Source organism: Paraglaciecola sp. IT1134 (assembly GCF_058068185.1).
On record NZ_CM176486.1, the window covers coordinates 2,476,251 to 2,498,069 of the forward strand.

A 21,819-nucleotide genomic window follows, 5' to 3' on the forward strand; every position below is an offset into this window, starting at 1 on the left:
GGTTTCTTTGATTAACTTTTTTCAAAATTACCGTCGCTTAGGGGGTAGTCCTCGTCTACACTGCGCCTTCTGATAAAAGCAGGATCAGCAGGGTGGTGTGTTTACCCGGTTGTTGTTGTCAGCCTTGTAACAGACCGCTCAGGTAACATCGTTATCAGCGCTGTCTGCGTCATTTTAAACACCTTAAAGAAGTAGGTTAGGTTTGCGTTTGGATCACCCCCCCTCAGTCTCGATAGACAACTCGGCAAATAAGTCGAATAACAACTCGAAAAATACACTCACAAAAACTGTCAACGATGCCATTAGCCATAGTTGGTTTGGCCGCTGGTTTGAAGGTTTGCAGGGCAGTGTATTGCTTAGCGAACAGGGTTTTAGTTTGCCCCAGGGGTATTCCTTTACTGATTTGGCCGATAGCCAGGCGTTACACTGGCAGCAATTAGATGCACCACCGGAATTTCAGTGGCATTGGCTGGGTGGGGTAATGCACTTTAGAGTCAGCGGTAAAGCCTATCACTTACCTTACTTGTGTTACTTCGCTGGCGGGCGGTTTCGCCAGCAGGTTCAGGGTTTATGGGCCAAGCAAAACCAACAGGCTCTGTTGCAGCTGATCTACAAGGTGGAACACGCCCTGCAAATTCAGTATTTACGCGCATCCCGCTGGGTGGCGATTCAAGGGCGGATAGCACGGGAATTCAAGCGTTGGTTCCCCTGGTGTGAAAGTGTGGCGCTTAACGGGGATCTGCAAGCTGCATTGGCAAAACTTCGCAGTATGCATGGCTGGAATAGTGTGCATGTCGAGCGTATTCGTGAAAGCTATATTCAAGGGCAGCTTAATACGTATGCTGATTTTTTTGAGCAGGTTGAATCGAACCCGCTCACCGAAAAACAGCGCCGGGCGTGCGTGATAGACGATAACAACAACCTGTTGTTGGCGGGGGCGGGCACCGGTAAAACCAGCGTGATGGTCGGTCGTGCCGGGTATTTGCTGGCTAGTGGTCAGGCTAAGCCTGAGGATATTTTATTGCTGGCCTATGGTAAAAAAGCCGCCGATGAAATGGACAAACGTATTAAACACAAGCTCGGCCTGGATGATATTAAAGCCAGTACTTTTCATAGCCTGGGTTTAAAAATTATCGCCGAGGTTGAAGGGGCAAAACCCAGCTTGTCACCTTGGGTAAACGATGAAAAAGCCAAGGGTAAATGGGTGCAAGATACCTTAGAGGCCCTGATTGAAGAGCCCCGTTACCGGGGGCAATTATTCGAGTACTTCAGCCACTATTATTATGTACAAAAAAGCCCCTTTTCCTTTCAAACCCAGGGGGAATATTTTGCCTATTTAACCGATAACGATATTCGCAGCTTAAAAGGGGAGCGGGTAAAGAGTTTTGGCGAGTTATATATTGCCAACTGGTTGTTTAGCAATGGTATTGAGTATCGGTATGAGGCCAGTTACGAACATGATGTCAGCAGTGTAGATTTTCGCCAATATCAACCGGATTTTTACTTGGTAGACTATGGGGTTTATATCGAATATTACGGCACCGACGAAGCAGGCAATACCGCGCCTTATATCGATAAAGATGCTTACCAGGCAGCGATGACCTGGAAGCGCCAGTTACATCAAGAGCGCGGTACAGCCTGTATTGAACTGTTTTATTTTCAGCATAAAAAAGGGGTTTTGATCCCGGAACTTGAGCGTTTACTGCAGGGGTTTGATGTGGTGTATTCCCCCTTACCCGATGAGGCCATACTCGCCACCTTGCATGAGTTAAACAGGATAACTGAGCTGGCTACGCTTTTTAGCCAGCTAATTGGCCTGTATAAAGCCGCTTGCCTTGATGAGCAGGGCCTTGAGCAAATGTTTGCCAACACCGCTGATGTTAACCAGACCCGCGTGGCCTTTGCCTTACTCAGCCCGGTGTACGAACAATACCAACAACAGCTGGCCATGCGCGGTGAGATTGATTTTGAAGATATGATCACCAAAGCGCTGGGATACGTGCAACAGGGGCAGTTTGTCTGCCCCTGGCGGTATATTATGGTGGATGAATTTCAGGATATTTCAGAGCCCAGGGCCCGTTTAGTGCGAGCCTTGCGGGATCACGCAGGGCAGGGTGCAAATAACCCCGCATCGCTTTTTTGTGTGGGGGATGATTGGCAGGCAATTTATCGTTTTAATGGCGCAGATGTGAGTCTAACCACCCACTTTGAGGGCTATTTTGGGCCCACAGCCAAAAGCGTTTTAGATCTCACCTTTCGGTTTAATAACCGTTTAGGGGAGGTGGCCACCCAGTTTGTTAGCCAAAACCCTGGGCAGCTGACAAAAGCGATCCGCTCTTTGGTACAGGTTGAGCCACCAGCGGTATCGATTTTACGCAGAGGTGCGCAGCAAAGCGCCACTGAGCAAGAGCCAACTGCCGATGCGCTCAACCAGGCATTGACGGCCATTACCCAGCGGGTTAAAGCCGCCGCTATTGTGGGAGATATTAGCTGTCAAGCCCGCCCTGAGCCCTTAACAGTATTTGTGTTGGCCCGCTTTGGCTTTCAGTTGCCGGCGCAATCTGTTTTACGGGCGCTAAACGCTACTTATACAAATTTGCAGATTGAATGCCTGACATTTCACGGGGCCAAGGGTAAAGAAGCTGATTATGTGGTGATCATGGGCATGACCCGCGGGAAACATGGCTTTCCTTCGAGCAAAATGACCCCGCCCCTGCTGGATGCCTTGTTACCTAAAGCTGAAGTGTACCCCTTTGCTGAAGAGCGCCGTTTATTTTATGTGGCCCTAACCCGGGCCAAACACCGGGCCTATATATTGGCCGATATGACTAACGTCAGCCCCTTTGTGGTGGAGCTTATCAACCAGCCCTATGGGGTAGAGGTAGATGAATTTGAAACCTCATTGGTGCAGCGGGTATTTGAAGATATTAACTGTGCACGCTGCGAAACGGGCAGCCTTAATTTCAGAAGTGGTAAATATGGGGCCTTTTATTCTTGTTCGCACTTTCCGCTGTGTGAACATACCGAAGCGGGCTGTGAGCGTTGCCATAACCCTATGACACGCAAACGAGTAGTCGGTTTTAAAGTATGCCTAGATGAGACCTGTGGCCATGCAGCACCGCTTTGCCGTGTGTGTGGCGGCGATATGCTCTTAAGGCAAAGCGCCCGCGGGCCGTTTTGGGGCTGCCGGAATTATCGAGGTAAAGACCAACCGGGCTGTAACCATACCCTAAACCAAGAGGAACTATCTATACCCGCCTGAAACCAGTTTAGAGGTACGTAAGTCCCAATATTCGAAGCCAATAAAAATGGGGCGCAAGGGCCCCATTGGTTTTGATAACTGAGTTACCTCAGTTGTTGTTTGTTTACGGTGCTTGCTCAGTCACTGTCAGGGTTGGGTTTGCCACGTCGCTGGCGTCTAACTCAAATACCAGATCGGTACTATTTGGTAGATTGATATGTAAGTTATCGCCTGATCCCGGGTACAGGGTAACCGCTGTGCCAAGCTGTACATCGGTATTGGCACCCAGATTGGGGCCGCCGCTGCCGCCCCAATCCTGGTCGGCAATTTTGAAGTAATAATCGCCGGCCCCAATGTTAAATATCCCTCGGTATATGCCGTTACCTTCGTAACTTAGAGGTGAACTGGTACCCCAGCCGTTCATATCGCCTCGTAATAAAGGCACATGGTTGCCATAGGGCGGGGGAATGGCATTGGGATCATCAGGTATAATAGTTAAGGTGGGGTTGGCGCTGTTGGCGGCGTGGAGCACAAATTTGTAGTTGCCATCAGCAATTAAGCTCACGCTTAAATTATTGGCTCCGTTGGTCAGGGTTGCGGGGGAGCCCACTGGCATGGTGAAATCTCCGCCTAGGTTGACCGCCGCAAAATCCTGATCGGCAATTTTAAACTGATAATCGCCTTGTAACAGTGCGGCATCTACTACGTAGCTATCGTTACCCTGGTAGTTAAAGGGTAATGATGTGCCCCAACTGTTAAAGTCACCACGCAAATAGATAATTTGCTCGCCATAAGGAGGCAGAGCCGATAACCCGTAACCTTGTGCACCATTTTGTGGTTTAACAAATACTGCAGTGGTTAGTGCGGGTACCGTAAAGGTACCGCTACTAAACGTGGCGGTTTGTACTCTGGTATCAACCGATTCTTGTTGGCTTTGATGCAACACAAAACCACTGGCGTTACTTACGGCCACAGTCTGGGCCGTGGCACTGCCATTAATCAGCACGACTACAGCGTCATTGGCGCTGTCTAAATCCGCCAGGCCAATGCCATCATCAATACTCATCACAATCAGGCCCTGGATTTGCTGGCTGCCGGTGTTGTTGAATTTAATGCGCTGGGCAATATCTTCTGCGCTATTTAAGCGGAACAACTTGCTGGTGCTGCGAATGTGTAAAAATTCTTTAAACAGTGTGGCAGAAAGTTGAACGTCAGTGGCGGTAAAATCCGTATTTGGGTTAGCGCTAATAGCACTTATGCTGTCCCACTTGTTTTGGTTATCCTGGGCTAGGGGTAAGCCAATATTCCAGTTGTTGGTAGCTTGGGTAAAGTCAACACGGTTATACCAGTCGCCCGCATCATAGGTATTTCTGTCCATGGATTTGGAGCGGATCAAGTCTGCGCCCATTTGTAAAAACGGAATGCCCTGACTTAAAAGCGGTATAGATAGGGCTACATTTTGAATACGTACCCGGTCTTGTACTCCTAAGTCTGCCGGCAACGCGTATTGCAGTTTGTCCCACAAGGTTTCATTGTCATGTTTGGATATATAGTTAATGGTATCGGCAGGATCATCGCTGTAACCCGCTGGCTGGCCATTCCATTGGTAATCGTAGGTTGATATATAGGCATCGCTGGCTGCCACAAACTGATAGCTACTTACATTGCCCACCATACCAACGCGGATCACGTCTTGCTCGCTAATGCTGCCGCCGGTAAACATGGCGCCGTCGCGCACGGCATCACGCTGACGATCAGAATAGGTGCCAATTTCGCTGCCCGCCATATTCAGTTGTGAAGCTTGCTCAAACCGGCGGTTATTCGCCACCTCGCCAAAATTCCAGCCTTCACCGTAAAAGTAGGTGTCGGAGTCCACCGCGCGCACGGCTTCCCGAGCATTCATAATGGCCTGTTTGGGGATATGCCCCATCAGGTCAAAACGGAAGCCGTCAAAGCCAAAATGCTGGGCAAAACTGACCAATGAATCATTCATCAATTTGGCCATCATTTTGTGTTCGGTGGCGGTGTTTTCACAACAGGTGGAGTTTTCAATTTGACCACTGGTTTCGTTTAAGCGGTGGTAATAGCCGGGCACAACTTTGTCCAGTACCGAGTTATCGTACACGCCCGAGGATGCAGCGTGGTTATACACTACATCGAGCACTACCCGCAGCCCTATTTCGTGTAAAGATTGGTTCATGGCGCGCATTTCCAAAATACGGCTGGCGCCATCTGCATCGGTTGCATAACTGCCTTCAGGTGCGGCGAAATGCTGGGGATCATAACCCCAGTTAAACCCGTCCATAGCGCGCATGGAACCCACCAATGCTTGTGCATCTGTGGTGGATGGGTCGTAACTTTCCAGCACTTGCAACAATGTTGACTGGTTATTTTCCACTGCACATACCGGGGCTGTGTTATTGAGCTGGCATAGCCTGGCGACAGTATCGGTAACATCTACTCGCTGGCTGTTATCTTCCTGGATTGAGGCAATGTCGTTGGCCGGCAATACATGGAAGTGAGTTAAACCCACTGCCTGCAAACTCTGTAAATGTTGCATGGGCAGGGAGTTGAGCTCAGTAAAGGCCAGGTATTTACCACGATGGGCGACACTGGTGCTTTGATCCAGAATACTGAAATCACGAATATGGCCTTCGTAGATCACCGCATCTTCGGGGTCGGTGATGGTTGGCACAGTATGGTCGTCCCAGTTAGCGGGTTTTAGGTCGGCATCAAGCAGGTTAACAAATTGGCTGTAACGGCCGTTGGTCGCCAGGCTGACCGAATAGGGATCCGTAGTAGCCAATTGTTCAATTTGCTCAGTAAGCGGGTGATATACAGTCACATCGTAACGATAAAACTGGCGATCAAGCGTGGTTTTGGCGCCGCTGTAAGTCCAAACACCGCTTGTCGCGTTTAAGCTCATGGCATGGCTGGCCAGAGGTTGTTTATTACTGTTAAATACACTGATATTCACCGCTGTGGCAGTGGGTGCCCAAAGGGCGGCTGTAATGGTGTCGGTGCTGTAGGTTACGCCTAACTGGGCTTCGTCGGCATCGTTAGCGGCGCTGGTATATAGGTTATCTAACAGCCGAGGCAGTTGTACCCGCGTGGCCTCGACCAGTTCGCCTTGGGCGTTCAGTGCCACTGCAAGGAGTTGCTGTTTGGCCCATTGTTTGGCCTGGCCTGTGGTGAGATCCATGGTAAACCCGCTAAAAGCGCTAAGTTGTGGGTCTTGCTCATACACAGCCGGGTCGGCGGCGGTCATGGTTAACGGCGTAAAACTTGCGTTGGCTAAGGCTTCGTCATTGACACTGGATAAACCGGCATCGGCAGAAGTGTATAACCGATATTCGGCGGCATTACCTGAAGTCGCCCACAGTAAAGTATTGGGGGTCATCCAATGTGCTTTTGCGCCGTCAATGGTAAAGGGGCGAGAGACAAGGGGTTCATACCAAAGCTCTGGGTAGCCGTCAAAGGTAAAGGCTTGCTGGCCATTGGCGGGTTCAAAACGACTATTATTATTGCCCAGCGCTTTGTTATCACCGTTATGCACGATAAAGTTGTAACAGGTTGAGCCTGGGGCAATGGTCAAAATATAATACGCGCCGTACAATGCGTGCACGCCATCAACCGGATAGGGATCGCCCCAGTTACCAAAATGGACATCGCTACTGGTAGGCTCAGCATAGTTACCACAGCCTTCACCATTCCATAAATGCAAGCCCCAGCCCTGGTAGTTATCGTCTTCTCGTTTGTAGAATAAAGCGATTTGATTTTCAGCTAGCTGCAACCCTGTATCAGGCAAAGTATCGGCCTGCAAACGCATTTGCATGGATATCCGTCCGCGCTTTAAGCTCTGCTTAACGGTGAACTTGTGCGACGTGCCAGCGGCAACTTTGTTTGTGGCCAAGGTAATAAAAGGTATATCGTTATCACTACCATCACTGTTCATAATTTGATGGCTGCTGGCATCAAACATCACCCGCATGGGCGCGTCAATAGTGTTGCCCGCATTGGTGAGGGTGACAATAGTACTGAATTGGCGATTGACCCGGTCAAAAACCGGCCGTGAGGAATAGCTAAACTCGGTATTGTCAACATCTTGCCAGGCCGCATTGGCGATAGGCGCCAATAGCAACATGACAAGTATATTTATACAGGTAAATAATTTCATATTAGATAGTCCGTTTGGGTTGTTTGCGCCGCGAAAACAGGGCCGCAGCACCCAGCAGTAACAACGCTGCCATAGGGGGGGTGGGCACATCTGTGGTTACAGCCCTAAGTGCCACATTGTCGATTAACAAAGTCGATGAAAACGAATCTGGGTTAAATCCGCCTTCTAAAGTGAAATCCAAAAACCAGCCTGGTTGATTGTTAAAGCTGCTATCGAGCATCACCGAGAAGCTGCCAGCGCCGTAAGCACTGATGGGATCAATTAAAAACCCGGGGTTGGCATCAGCGCCGGTCATATTTCCCAGGTCGTCGGTAAAATTCACGAAGAACCAATCGGCGGTGTCGGTGCCATCGTCAAAGCCGGCAAAATCCCAGTCAAAACTTAGCCATAAGTGCGTATTGGCAGCGGCACTTAAATCAAGCTCGGTAGACAGGGTATTGGCAAAAAACGCGCTGGCTCCGCTGCTAACATCAATATTGATCTGGGCCTGACAGTTGCCGCCACTATTAATGATATTAAAATCAGCGCTGGGGTCGGGGGTACTCTCCCCATCGATATATCTGTCCCAGGCGCTAAAGTCACAACTTTGAAAATCTCCGTTTGTGACCAATGAAGCCTGGGCGCTAAAAGCGATCAGTAAACATACTAATGTTATTAGTTTTGGTGTGGTTTTCACAGTAACAGCCTTTGTTGTTTGACGGTAAATACACCTGTGCAACACATCGTTGACAAGTTGTTTACATGAAACTTTAATTGAAAAAAAATTTATCGACCATTGAATTTGACCGAAAAGGGCATGAATACGTATGCAGCTAAAACGTCAAAATCTTCTAACAGGCAGTCGCTTTTGTGACTCACATAGCGAATGAACTGGGGATTTCGGCTATTCAATTGTGCATAAGGGACGGGGTGTTTTGATTAATTATTTTAGCGCAAATTTACCTGCTTGAATATCAACGCTCTAAAGCAATCAGCTGGTTTTAGATTTAAGTGATCCTGCAAGTTTGTCACTGGTACCCAACCTGCAATAAGACCCACATTTAACTATTAGATGTTAAAAAAGGGCAATATTATGTTTGGGCTGTTCTAGGGGGCATCACCTAAAAAGCGTCGTAAGCAATAGTCAGGATTTTCTCATTCCAGGTCTGCTGTATAGAGCAGGTATAGTGTGTGTTCTTCTCTACTCAATTTAGTCTGTCTACGGCTTCCCATCCTCCCGGATCACCAGCAGGGTGAAATCGTCTTGCAGGCTTACTGTAGAACGTGCCGCCGCCTTTCGTATGGACTCGATCATCGTCTCGGGATGGCTCGATTCGAGGGCTTTATCCCATATTTGGTCCCAGCCCGCGAACTTCCATACCCCGTCGGTCATGGCCAGTATCGTCCAAGGCGGTGCCAGGGAGAACTTGAAACCAAATGCCAAGGCCCGACCTGATCCGACGGGAGGGTTCTTCATCTGTCCGTTGGTCAATACCTGAACATCACTGGCGGTGACGGCCATTAACGCACTGTCGCCGCAGGCCGCCCCGCACAGCCGGTGCCGCATTACCGCGAATGCAACCAGGGTGGTGAACCCGGCGTTGGTGTCAGCACGCAAGGCTCGGTCGGTTTGCACCAGCAACCGTTTCCATTTTTGAGTCCAGCGCAGACTCCCCGGCCAGCATTGAGCTGCTGCATCTACTATCAACTGGCAGGCCCGTTGCGCGGCGACCTTGCCACCTGGTTGTCCCCCTTGTCCGTCGGCTATCGCCACTAGTAATAACCGTGGTTCTTTGGGATGTTGCAGTACCACCAGTGCATCCTGGTTTTCACCGTACCCGGGGCGGGTATCGCTGGCAATATGCAACATGACCGGCTACCCGCAGATCAGCACAGGACGATTGCTTTTTTGCAATACCTGCGTCACCGCACTACCCACGTTGATATACCAGGGCGCGTTCCTGCCATAGGTGCCCATGAGGATCAGATTGCTACCTTGTTCTTTGGCCGTGTTCAGGATCGCCTCGACGATATTGTTTGTTCTCTTAATAATATAGACTGCCTCGATGCCGTGGGACTCCAGATAATGACGGGCCCGTTGCTGGGTTCTGGCAGCAGGCACCTGATCCTCGTGGGCCGTTAACACTGCTAGCTCTACAGCCCACTGACTGGCCAGATAAGTGGCAGTATAAAGCGCTTCCCGGGCTTGGTCACTGCCGTCGTAAGCCAGCAGTATTCTATCGAGGTTTGATTTGACCTGTGTTACTACCAGCACCGGTCGCGGGCAGGAACGCAACAGGGTGCGCAGTCCCTCGCCGAGTTTCGTTTCTGGGGGCGGACACGTGAGACAGACTACCGTCAGGTCGGTATAGCGGGCGCGCTGGCAGATCCGGTTGATACGCTCACCGGCATCGATCGCTAACCGGCCTGACAAATCCAACGTGCAGCAGCGGTCGCTGAATTTGCTTTGCAGCTCATCGATCCGCGGTCCTTGGCGCTCGGTTTCTGCGGCAACGACATGTAGGCCGTGCAGCCGGGCACCGTTTTCGCGCCTGGCAATCAGAGCAGCATGGGTGAGACTGTTCCATCCGCTGTCGCAACCGTCGATGGCCACTAGGATATCCCTGAACAGACGACCTTTGACCAATGCCGCTTGTGGATCCGACCCCTCGTGCGGCGGAACGACCGCTCTGACCGCTCTGACCGGTTCGCTGGTCGCCCGATAACCGGACGAGCGCGGTTCGATATCGCCAGCGGCGGTTTCGGCGGTAATCTCCCAACCCAGGGTTTTCTCGAGTTCCGCCCTGTGCTGGGTGATATAGAGATAGAGATCAGTATCGGTGCGACCGGAAAATTCCCGCAACATTCCCCGCCTGCGGATGATATCGACTACCGGTTGATAAAGGGTATCGTACCAGTGTATCACCGCGTCGGCATAGGCGACGTCCCGGCGCTGGTCGATCCCCATATAGTAACGATGAACATTGATATGCTCGATCAGCGCGACGTACTGACCCGGTACAGTCACCGTCAGATCGGCGTCGGGTCGAATTTGGTCGAGCCGTGTCTGCTCGAGGAACTCGGCGAATTCAGCCTTGAGGATCAGTTCATCGGGCTCGACATCCAGGGTGAGTGGCACTTTGGTCCGCACGTGGGTGACATAGGCCTGGAAATGGCTGAATCCCATTTCCCGGGCCACCGACACGCGGTGATTACCGTCTTTGACGAAATAGACCTCGCCGATCTGATAGACTTCGATGGGCGGCACGCCTTTGAGACCGGTCATCGCCATTTTTACCCGAGCCCAACGTTCAGAACGGATACTGTCTCGCGGCAAAAATCGCCGGTTAAAATCCCGATAGCGGCCGACGCTGCCGACAATCGAATCAATTGGCACATCCTTGAGTTCCTGCGCCGAGACTTCGAGTCCTTTGAGCTTGTGAACGACGTCCTCGTAGGACAACAGGTCGGAGGATTTTCCTTTGAACTGGAAAACGATTTCCTGCAGAGCTGCGCGACGGCGGGCGCGGCGAAAGTCCTCGAGCGCGCCGGAGGGGTTGTGGCTAAATTCGAATGACATCGGTCGATTCTCCTGAGTTACTGGGTAATGAGTACATACTATGCGGCGCAAATTAACCAGACATGCAACATAACACGCTTTTTCAATTGATGAAATCGAGCCCTGTTTAAGAGGCTAACTATCAGTTTTTCTGGGTTATAAGCCTGTTAATTATTCTTAATAACCGCTTGTTTTCGGTAAGTTTAGTCAAGTTGGTGGGTTGTCTAAATGGGCAGGAGCGACAAGATGAGCCTCATCTGATAGCGCCAATGTTGACGCCTAAGAGGATCGCGGACAGGGTGGTTCTAAACATGAGCGTCGTGCATCACCAGAAGCGATTGAAGCGTGCGTTGATAAAACACCGTCATAGCAAGGCGTGAGAAGTACTGTGTCATTGTCTACGTTGGCTTGGTTAAAGAAACGTTCAGTTGAGCTGAAAGTGCTAGACAAAGAAGTGAATGACCACCTTGAACTTAAAAAAGTATTTCGGCTTAGTAGAACATGATTACTAAACACGGAAATAAAAAAGCTGCCGTTTAACACGCAGCTTTTTTAATGGTAATAATCAGACTAAGTTATTTAATAAACATCATTTCCTGATATTTTGGCAAGGGCCAGTATTCATCGGCAACAATACCTTCTAAAGCATCTGCAGATTCACGCACTTCTAGCATCAGCGGGCAAATAGTTTCTGCACAAAAAGACATATGCGCCTCAACCGAATCAAAATCGTGCTCATCAATTGCCACACTGAGTTTACTTACTGAAGCCATCATTTTATCTGCAAGGATAACGACATTTTCAAGGCTGGTTTTACTGACTCCAATTCCCATAGACGCTAAACTTGCTGTGGTTGAGGATAACTCAGAGATATATTTAATGGCTGCGGGGTATAATTTGGTCGTTGCGATGTCTTTAACCAGCTTAGCTTCCACTTCAATTGACAGAATATATTGTTCAGCATATACCTCGAATCGGCTTAACAACTCTTTTGGCGTCAATACGCCAGTACTCTTAAACAACTCTATGACTGCTGCATCTTTGAAATAAGGTAAAGCGTCAGCTGCTGTAGGGATATTTTTTAAACCACGCTCTTCAACAGCTTCCTTGTGCCATGCTGCTGAATAACCATCTCCGCCAAATATCACATTGCCATGCAACTCCATCAGCTCTTTTATTACCAGAATCACTGCTGTGGTTTTATCTGTACCATCGGCTAAGGCAGCCTCTAATTTAGAGGCTATCCAACTCAACGAATCCGCCAGCATGGTGTTCATTGCGACTAATGGACCCGATACCGACTGTGAAGAGCCTACCGCGCGAAACTCAAAACGATTGCCAGTAAAAGCAAAAGGAGAGGTTCGGTTGCGATCACCTGGGTCACGTTCAAATTTGAGAATTTGGGTCAACCCCAAGTCCATTAAGCCACCTTTAGCTTTCTCAAGTAAATTTCCGGCTTTAATATCATTAAAAACACTTTCAAGTTGTTCACCCAAGTAAACTGACAAGATAGCGGGAGGTGCTTCATTGGCACCAAGGCGATGGTCGTTCGCGGCCGATGCAATAACCGCACGTAACATTGGGCCATATAGATGCACACCACGAATGACTGCACCACAAAATAATAAAAAGTTAAGATTCGAATGGGGTGTACTGCCTGGATCAAGCAAATTACCCTGGGTGGCGTTACCCACCGACCAATTGACGTGTTTACCTGAACCATTCACGCCAGCAAAAGGTTTTTCATGCAATAAACATAAAAAACCATGTTGTTTGGCAGTACTTTTCATCAGCGTCATTAATAGCTGCTGATGATCAGCGGCGACATTAGCTGACTCAAAATACGGGGCTATTTCAAATTGCCCCGGCGCGACTTCGTTATGGTGGGTTTTAGCCGGAATGCCAAGATGATAGAGCTTGTCTTCAAAGTCTTGCATAAACACCTGAACACGAGCCGGAATGGCGCCAAAATAATGGTCATCAAATTGTTGCCCCTTGGCCGGTGGTGCACCAAATAAAGTTCTGCCCGTTAATAGTAGATCAGGACGACTATTGGCAAAATTTTCATCAACTAAAAAATATTCCTGTTCTGCCCCACAGCTAGAACTGAGAGTCGCAATCTCAGTTTCGCCCATCAGAGCCAATACTTTTTTGGCGGCCTTATCCATGGCAGAGTTGGAGCGCAATAAAGGAATTTTTTTGTCTAAAGCTTCACCCGTCCACGACATAAATACGCTGGGGATCATCAACGTCGCGCCATTATCTGTATACATGATATAGACGGGGCTGGTTGGATCCCAGGCAGTATATCCGCGGGCTGCATTAGTCATGCGTAAACTACCATTAGGGAAAGAAGAGCCATCTGGCTCGCCTTTAATTAACAGACTGCCAGTAAATTCAGTAATGGCATTACCCTCTGCATTTGTGATGATAAAACCATCGTGTTTTTCGGCAGTAATGTTAGTCATAGGGTAAAAAATATGAGAAAAAAACTTCGCGCCTTTTGACATCGCCCAGTCTTTTAATGCGGCTGCCACTACATCTGCGGTAGCAGGGTCGAGTGGGGCCCCGGTTTGAACGGTATTTTTCATTGCTTTAAAAGCATTTTTTGATAATGCTTCTTCCATCGCCGCCAAATTAAACACGTCCTTTGCCCAAATTTTGCTCAGAGGATCGGGCATTTTGCTCGTTTTTGGTTCACGATTAGTGATCAATGCGATAGCTTGTAATCTTGCTTGGTTTCCACTCATTGTTATTCCTCAGCCTAGTAATATAAAGGACTTGTTACCCGCCAATTCCATTCGTCCTGTTAAAAAATTTGAATGTAACCAAGGTAATCGCAACAACTATACCGATGAGTTTTTTTAAATCAATTTATTAACCAAGCGAGACGTAGATGTTTGTTTGAAGTGGTTTTTTTGATAAGAAAAAGATGCACTACGATGGCTCAAAACAGCCGTAATTTAACTTAAATCCCACAGGTATTTCAGACTCAAAATTTTTAGTGCAACAGTCAATTTCACGCTCGAAAAAACGAAAAAGCCAAAAAGGGGTCGGAGTGAAAAAGGGGTCGGAGTGATTTAAAGCTTATTCTCGGAAAATCACTCCGATCCCTTTTTCGCAACGGCATATCATTGACACTGACCCCATTGATCCTGACCCCATTGATCGGCAAACACATGTGGTTCGGCAGCGAACCGTAACCTGCAATCATGTCGTCTATTGCATTTCTGGCGCTGCTGTTAAATTCGGTCTGCTTTATTTTGCTATCAATTTGCGCGCCAGTTGGATCCGTTCTCGCAATTATTGTTATTCACTCTGCTTTGCAGATTATTCGTGGAGCAAGGTATTCAATTGCACAAAATAAATATCAACAAGTTAACATCAGTTCAGATTTACCTGTAAATTGAGTCAGGTATAATGTTAGCATGCCAAGCTTGTTGGCAATAGTTACCAATAAGCTTATCAATAAACAATGAGAGAATAAGTACTTAATAATGAAAAGTTGGTTGTGTCATTTATTGGTAGTATTGATTGCTTTGCAATCAGTTGTTGCTGTGGCTGACGTACACAAATCTCATCAATCCGGCCAACAACACCTTTCTTTTGATCACAATGATGCAGATTTTTCGATTGAATATTCCTCTATTAAATCCAAGTCGCTAAAGTCGGAAATCAGCAGTAAACAAATCCCATCAGCCACACCAAACTTTGATTGCCATCATTGTTGTCATTGCCACAGCTCACATTTGAATTACTTGGCCGTTAGCCAAGCCAAGATTTTCCCTTCAGTTAGCAAATCCTTAAACATTAATTATAAATATTTCGCTAAGAATGGCGAATACTCTACGCTCTACCGCCCACCCAAAGTTTAATTCTACGACCGATTTATAAATTTAATGTGTTGTGGCTGATGCCATAGCACCAAACTTTTATGCATTAAAAATTCGTGGAATATAGTCATGATAACGTTTTTCTATTCACCTAATAATGGTGATGTTACGCTCGTCAAACCCAAAATAAAGTGGATCATTTTTAGCGTATTGCTAATCTCTCAACCTCTTTTTGCGTCCGAAAAATTGAGCAAATTTGATTCAGGTAGCAGTACGCTGACGTTAACCACAGCAATCAAAAATACATTGCAGCAAAATCCCTCTCTTAAAGTGTTTGCTTTTCGACAATCAGCCTTACAAGGGCAATTACAAACAGCCAATTTAAAGCCAGTCTATGAACTCGGGGTCGATAGTGAAAATATATTCGGCACCCATAGTTTCACTGGTGTGGGTGGGGGCGAGCTAACTGTCTCGTTATCGTCGGTTGTTGAAATGGGCGATAAACTGGCAGCTCGTGTTGGCTTTGTTTCGAAACGTCAAATACTACTGCAAGCACAACGACAGGTAGCGTCACTGGATTTGCTGGGTGAAGTGACCCGCCGCTATATCAATGTATTGGCAGCACAAGAACAATTAACACTGGCTTTTGAGGCAGCCGAACTGGCCAATACCAGTCTTACAATAGTAAAAAAGCGTGCTAATGCTGGGGCGACACCCGAAGCTGAAGTCAAACGAGCACAAGCGGCAGACGCTCAAGCAAAGCTTGCATTAGTCGCTGAACAACAGCGATTGCGTTATTTGAAAACGGCTTTGGCGGCAATGTGGGGGTCATTAGAACCAGAATTTTCTACGGTTAAGGGTGATCTTTTTCAATTTGGTGCAGATGTTCCATTTGAAACACTGTATGCCAAAGTGGAGCAAAATCCAGCGATCCAAACGTTCGCCTCACAGACTCGACTCAAAGAAGCGGAAGTGCGGCTCGCACAAACCCAATCGAGTGCGGATATAAGCTGGTCCGTTGGTATCAGGCGGTTACAAGAAAGTAATGACACTGCCCTAGTTGCCGGATTTAGCATGCCGCTGTTTACAAGTAATCGAAATAGTGGCGCGGTGGCCACAGCCCTGGCGGAAAAAAATGAAGTATGGGTGCGGCGAGAAGCGACCTTGCTCGACTTACATACCCAACTTTTTCGCGCTTTTTATAATCGCCAACAGGCCATTGCGACTGTGAATGCATTACGTGCCTCTATCATCCCACCACTTGAACAAGCATTGTCTGAAACAGAGGCCGCTTATCAGCGAGGACGATATGGCTACCTGGAATATGTCAGTGCCAGGCAGGAGCTCCTTGATGCAAGGCGCACATTGATTGAATCCGCATCTGCCGCACTGTCCTATGGTGCCGAACTCGAACAATTAACCGCCCAGCCTCTTCCCGCCAATCAATACAGCGCTAAAAACGAATTATCAGGTACAAACCAATGAATATAACATCCAGAATGAAGAACGCATTAGTTGCAAGCCACGTTACGCTTTTCCTGATGTCGGGTATGTCGGTCTCGGGCCACGTTTGGGCCCAAGAAGGCCATGAAGAAGCATATATCGTATTAACTGACCCGCAGATAAAACATGCGGGGATCATGCTTGCGGATGCAACTGCCGGAACCATACGCGAAACACTACCTGTCTATGGGCAAATTGTGCCCAATGCAGAGCGAGAGCAGTCAGTCAAAGCCCGTTTTTCAGGGGTTATTCGGGACATAAAAAAAAGCGTCGGCGACCCGGTTCAAAAAGGTGAAGTATTGTTGACTGTCGAAGCCAATGAAAGTTTGAAAAGCTATTCAATCACGTCAGCGTTAAATGGCGTCATAACCGAGCGTTACGCAAATGTTGGTGAACAAACAACCGACAAAGTGTTATTTGTGGTGCGAGATTTTTCTTCACTGTGGGTCGAGTTATCTGTTTTTCCGAAGGATATTAATCGTGTTTCCGTCGGTCAGGTAGTGCGGATTAAACGTTTGGATCCAAGCGAGGTCGTTGCAGGAAAAATTATTTACATTGCCCCTAATGGGCAGATGGCCAATCAGGCGATCAGCGCTCGGGTATTAGTCGATAATGCCAAGGGAACCTTAAGACCAGGACATTTTGTCAACGCCCAAATCACCCTTACCGAAGTTTCTGCGTCAGTCGTTGTGCGTAACGAGGCCGTGCAGTTGGTTGAAGATAAAACGGTTATTTTTGTTAAAGGAGACGAAGGCTTTGAGCCCCGTGAAATTACACTTGGTCGCACAGACGGCGAATTAACTGAAGTACTCAATGGCCTAAATAATAACGAAGTTTATGTCAGCAAAAACAGTTTTGTTCTGAAATCAGAAATGGGTAAAGAGGATGCGGAACATGGTCATTAATCAAAAGCTGTTTACGTGTTGTTTATCCTTTAACTGTGGCGAATTTGTCGCGAGCCGACAATCACAACAATGCTTAATGGGAGGTCGTAATGATCGATAAATTGATCCAGTTTTCCATTGCCCGCCGCTGGCTAGTTATGTTTATGGTACTGGCTGTTGCAGCATTGGGCGCCTGGAATTATCAGAACTTACCAATTGATGCCGTGCCAGATATCACTAATGTGCAGGTGCAAATCAATACACAAGCGTCTGGCTACTCACCATTAGAAGTAGAACAGCGCATTACGTATCTGGTGGAGCTTGCTATAACGGGCTTGCCTTATGTGAAAGAGACCCGTTCGCTATCCCGCTATGCGCTGTCTCAAGTTACCGTGGTTTTTGAAAAGGGTACCGATATCTATTTTGCCCGCAATCTCATTAACGAGCGATTGCAACAGGCAAAAAGCGAGATGCCATCGGGTATTGAACCCGTAATGGGGCCGGTAGCTACCGGGCTAGGCGAAATATTTCACTATGCGGTACATGCAACACCTGGCGCACTTCAGGCTAATGGTAAGCCCTATGACTCAACAGCACTACGTACACTTCAAGATTGGGTGATCCGGCCACAACTTAGGCTGGTAGAGGGCGTGACCGAAGTGAATACCATAGGCGGATTCGAAAAACAGTTTCATATAAACCCTCAACCGGCAAAATTATTAGCCTATCAACTGACGTTTGATGATTTGGTTACGGCGCTGGAAAAAAATAATAACAATGTCGGTGCTGGTTATATTGAAAAAAACGGTGAACAGTATTTGATCCGCGCACCGGGACAGGTGGCCGATATTCCTGCTCTGGAAAAAATTATCGTCGCCCATCGAGGGGGAGTGCCCATCATAATTGCTGATGTCGCTTCAGTTGGTTTTGGTAAACAGTTACGTACCGGGGCCGCTACTCTCAATGGCGAAGAAACGGTATTAGGCACGGCCGTTATGTTACTCGGTGGCAATAGTCGCTCAGTGTCAAAAGCTGTATCCGCTAAATTAACTCAAATCAACAAAACCTTACCTGAGGGCGTGGTAGCAGAGGCCGTTTATGACCGAACCGTGTTGGTGGACAAAACCATATCCACGGTACAAACTAACCTGGTCGAAGGTGCCATTTTGGTAGTAGTCGTATTGTTATTAATGCTGGGCAATGTACGTGCGGCGTTATTAACGGCAATGGTTATCCCCTTGTCGATGCTTATGCTGATGACAGGCATGGTGCAAACTAATGTCAGCGCCAATTTGATGAGTTTGGGCGCACTGGATTTTGGGCTTATTGTTGATGGCGCAGTTATCATCGTGGAAAACTGCTTATTGCGGTTGGCCACAAGACAGCATCATCTCGGTCGTATTTTGAAGCTGGATGAGCGGTTTCAAACTGTCTTTGGGGCTACCCGTGAAGTTTTCATGCCTAGCTTGATCAGTGTATTGGTGGTTATTTTAGTGAATTTGCCGATCCTGGCGCTTACAGGGGTAGAAGGCAAAATGTTTACCCCGATGGCGATGGCAGTCATTATGGCTTTGCTGTCGGCGCTGGTATTATCGTTAACGTTTGTGCCTGCCGCAGTTGCACTGTTTATGACGGGTCGAATAGAGGAAAAAGACAATTTCATTGTTCGTCAGTCGAAACGACTGTATAGCCCAGTTTTGGCATGGGCACTAAGGTTTCGTCTGCTGGTATTGGCAGCAGCCCTGATATTTGTGGTATTTATCGGCGCAATGGTAACCCGCATGGGTACTGAATTTATCCCCAGTCTTGATGAAGGAGATATTGCTATTCAGGCGCTTAGGATCCCTGGTACCAGTCTCAGCCAATCCCTGGATATGCAATTTCAATTGGAAAAAGCCGTGCTGGAAATTCCTGAAGTTAAAACCTATTTTTCACGGGTTGGTACCGCCGAGGTGGCCAGTGATCCCATGGGACCTAATATCTCTGATGGATACGTCATGCTCAAAAAGCGCGACGACTGGCCTGATCCCGATAAGACTAAAACACAATTATTGATGGATATTAATGAAAAGCTCGCGTTATTACCCGGTAACGCCTTTGAAATTAGCCAACCAATACAACTAAGGTTTAATGAGCTGATTTCAGGAGTACGTTCAGATTTAGGTATCAAAATATTTGGTGATAATTTGCAACAGTTGCTTAAATCTGGTGGTGAAATAGCGTCAGTGCTCAGCGGTATTGAGGGAGCACAGGGGGTCAAAGTTGAACAAGTTTCTGGCTTGCCGATTTTGTCAGTCGAAGCAGATCGCTCAGCTTTGTATCGTTACGGCCTCAATGTCGCTGATGTGCAGGATGTTGTGGCCGCAGCCACAGGCGGCGAAGACGCGGGCTTGATTTTTGAAGGTGATCAACGTTTCTCCATTGTCGTTAGGCTGGCAGAAGATATAAGGAGTGACTTGCGTGCACTGGAACGTCTGCCTATCCCCCTACCAGAAGGCGGTTATGTACCGCTACGAGAAGTCGCCAAACTTAATCTGGCACCGGGGCCAAACCAAATTTCCAGAGAAAATGGTAAGCGGCGGTTGGTGGTCAGTGCCAATGTTAGCGGACGCGATTTAGGCGGGTTTGTGGCTGAAGTTCAGGCTAATGTTGAGCAAAAAGTAACCTTGCCACCCGGTTATTGGGTGGAATACGGGGGTACATTTGAGCAATTACAGTCAGCATCCCAAAGGCTAAGTCTTTTAGTGCCTATAACATTAGTGATGATTTTTGCGTTGTTAATGATGACATTTGGATCCGCAAAAGATGCAGCCTTGGTGTTCAGCGGCGTACCACTTGCCCTTACCGGCGGCGTCATTGCGCTGTGGTTACGTGACATTCCATTGTCGATTACCGCCGGGGTGGGATTTATCACCTTATGCGGCGTTTCGGTACTCACCGGGGTCATGATGGTCTCGGCATTTAGAGACGCATTGGAACGCGGTGAGACGATTGAACAATCGATACTTGAAGGTGCAATGCTCAGATTAAGGCCGATATTGATGGTCGCACTGGTTGCCGCCTTAGGCTTTTTACCTATGGCGCTCAACACCAGCACAGGCGCGGAAGTGCAAAGGCCATTGGCCACTGTGGTGATAGGTGGGATCATTTCCTCCACCTTATTAACCTTGTTGGTACTGCCAGGACTCTACCGACTGGCCTGGCGAAAACCGCAGGATGTTCATGCCAATGGAAGCGTCACCACTGAGTGACCACCCGTCAGCCGTGACAGGCTAACCCTGTCGCGGTACCCAATATGGTAAATTCCGACAACATTATTTAGGAAATTCAACATGAAATTAATTACAGCCTTAATTCACCACATTCGTTCAGCAACGGTTGTCGACGCATTGCACGACGCCGGATACAAAAATATTTCATTGCTTGATATCAAGGGGACCTTGACGCCATTGGGAGAGAAAGAATTATCTTATTCAGCCGAAACTGGAGTGGTCATTTCCGAGGTGCAATTGTCCCTAGTATGTGAGGAGCAACAAGTTAATGAAGTAACAACTATTATTCGTCGAGTGGCCAAGATAGGCCTAAATATTTCAGGTTGGGTTTATGTTAGCCCTATAGAACAAGCCTTACCGATTAATGGTGCGTAGCCATAATAATCGTTTAATTTAGCTCGACAGAAATTGCTTTTGCAAAGGCGAGTATATGCATAAACATAATCACGCTGGCGGTAGTGAAACCTCCAAAAGGATTGGGTGGGCGTTCTTTCTCAATGTCATGTTTACCATCATCGAGTTTATTGGAGGTTGGTTAACCAACAGTACTGCAATTATGGCCGATGCCGTCCATGACCTGGGCGATAGTCTGTCCATTGGCACGGCATGGGCGCTCAATAAACTCAGTGACAAGGAGGCAAACACCACTTTTTCGTACGGCTACAAACGTTTTTCATTGCTTGGGGCATTAATTAACGGCGTGGTGCTTACGCTCGGCTCATTCTGGATTTTGTTCGAGGCGATCCCCAGACTTGCCGATCCTGAAATGCCCCAAGTTGAAGGTATGCTGTTATTGTCGATATTTGGTATAGCGGTCAATGGATTTGCCGCTTATAAACTGAGTGAAGGCAATACACTTAACGAACGCATTCTCAACTGGCACTTACTTGAAGATGTATTGGGCTGGGTGGCGGTGCTTATTGTTTCAGTCGTACTGATGTTCAAGTCCTGGCCAATATTGGATCCAATATTGTCCATTGGTTTCACCCTTTTTATTTTGTTTAATGTGAGCCGAAATATTAAAGAGACCATACTGCTGTTTTTGCAAGCGACGCCAGACAATAGGCAAGAAAAAGACGTACGCAATATACTCTTGTCGAGAACAGAGGTTGCCGAGCTACATCATTTTCATATTTGGTCATTAGACGGTGAGCACAGTGTAATGACAGTGCACTTAGTGTTAAATACCGAAGTTACAGTGACGCAAATTAAAAACTTGAAAAATCAGCTTCAAAGCGAACTCGAAGCATTTGAATTTATTCATACTACAATAGAGCTAGAATTTGCGGATGAGGTATGTAGAGATGAAAGCACCGATATATAGTACGAAAAAGGAAAAAGGGGTCGGAGTGATAGGAAAAAGGGGTCGGA

General features: G+C 47.7%; 12 protein-coding genes. 7 read left to right on the top strand and 5 right to left on the bottom strand.

Annotated elements, in window-relative coordinates; all coding sequences use genetic code 11:
• Positions 1-232: 232 nt before the first annotated feature.
• On the top strand, positions 233-3,262 hold the full coding sequence (locus tag AC3RV5_RS10730) for a UvrD-helicase domain-containing protein (RefSeq protein WP_489732136.1): 3,030 nt from the start codon (positions 233-235) through the stop codon (positions 3,260-3,262).
• Positions 3,263-3,365: 103 nt separating this feature from the next.
• Here AC3RV5_RS10730 and pulA read toward each other — a convergent pair whose 3' ends face one another.
• From pulA to AC3RV5_RS10755, 5 genes are all read right to left on the bottom strand, one after another.
• A complete protein-coding gene (pulA, locus tag AC3RV5_RS10735) occupies positions 3,366-7,418 on the bottom strand; it encodes a pullulanase-type alpha-1,6-glucosidase (protein WP_489731912.1) in 4,053 nt (1,350 codons plus the stop codon).
• 1 nt (position 7,419) lies between these two features.
• The gene (locus tag AC3RV5_RS10740) at positions 7,420-8,094 is read right to left on the bottom strand and encodes an MYXO-CTERM sorting domain-containing protein (RefSeq protein WP_489731913.1); all 675 of its coding nucleotides are present in this window, start codon (positions 8,092-8,094) and stop codon (positions 7,420-7,422) included.
• 522 nt (positions 8,095-8,616) lie between these two features.
• Positions 8,617-9,267: a protein phosphatase 2C domain-containing protein gene (locus AC3RV5_RS10745; protein ID WP_489731914.1), complete on the bottom strand. Its 651-nt coding sequence runs from the start codon at positions 9,265-9,267 to the stop codon at positions 8,617-8,619.
• Positions 9,268-9,273: 6 nt separating this feature from the next.
• Positions 9,274-10,977: a universal stress protein gene (locus AC3RV5_RS10750; RefSeq protein WP_489731915.1), complete on the bottom strand. Its 1,704-nt coding sequence runs from the start codon at positions 10,975-10,977 to the stop codon at positions 9,274-9,276.
• 554 nt (positions 10,978-11,531) lie between these two features.
• Complete coding sequence (locus tag AC3RV5_RS10755; protein ID WP_489731916.1) at positions 11,532-13,706, bottom strand: glutamine synthetase III family protein; 2,175 nt, start codon at positions 13,704-13,706, stop codon at positions 11,532-11,534.
• A 747-nt stretch (positions 13,707-14,453) separates the two neighbouring features.
• Here AC3RV5_RS10755 and AC3RV5_RS10760 point away from each other — a divergent pair.
• The 6 genes from AC3RV5_RS10760 to AC3RV5_RS10785 all read left to right on the top strand — a co-directional run bounded on the left by AC3RV5_RS10760 (position 14,454) and on the right by AC3RV5_RS10785 (position 21,772).
• Entirely contained in the window at positions 14,454-14,831 is a 378-nt protein-coding gene (locus tag AC3RV5_RS10760) for a hypothetical protein (RefSeq protein ID WP_489731917.1), read from the top strand.
• A gap of 87 nt (positions 14,832-14,918) precedes the next feature.
• On the top strand, positions 14,919-16,274 hold the full coding sequence (locus AC3RV5_RS10765; RefSeq protein WP_489731918.1) for a TolC family protein: 1,356 nt from the start codon (positions 14,919-14,921) through the stop codon (positions 16,272-16,274).
• The gene (locus AC3RV5_RS10770; protein ID WP_489731919.1) at positions 16,271-17,197 is read left to right on the top strand and encodes an efflux RND transporter periplasmic adaptor subunit; all 927 of its coding nucleotides are present in this window, start codon (positions 16,271-16,273) and stop codon (positions 17,195-17,197) included. The genes AC3RV5_RS10765 and AC3RV5_RS10770 overlap by 4 nt, the downstream gene beginning before the upstream one ends.
• Before the next feature lie 89 nt (positions 17,198-17,286).
• The gene (locus tag AC3RV5_RS10775; RefSeq protein ID WP_489731920.1) at positions 17,287-20,427 is read left to right on the top strand and encodes an efflux RND transporter permease subunit; all 3,141 of its coding nucleotides are present in this window, start codon (positions 17,287-17,289) and stop codon (positions 20,425-20,427) included.
• Positions 20,428-20,508: 81 nt separating this feature from the next.
• The gene (locus AC3RV5_RS10780) at positions 20,509-20,823 is read left to right on the top strand and encodes a P-II family nitrogen regulator (RefSeq protein ID WP_489731921.1); all 315 of its coding nucleotides are present in this window, start codon (positions 20,509-20,511) and stop codon (positions 20,821-20,823) included.
• A 55-nt stretch (positions 20,824-20,878) separates the two neighbouring features.
• A complete protein-coding gene (locus AC3RV5_RS10785; protein ID WP_489731922.1) occupies positions 20,879-21,772 on the top strand; it encodes a cation diffusion facilitator family transporter in 894 nt (297 codons plus the stop codon).
• Positions 21,773-21,819 lie beyond the last annotated feature (47 nt).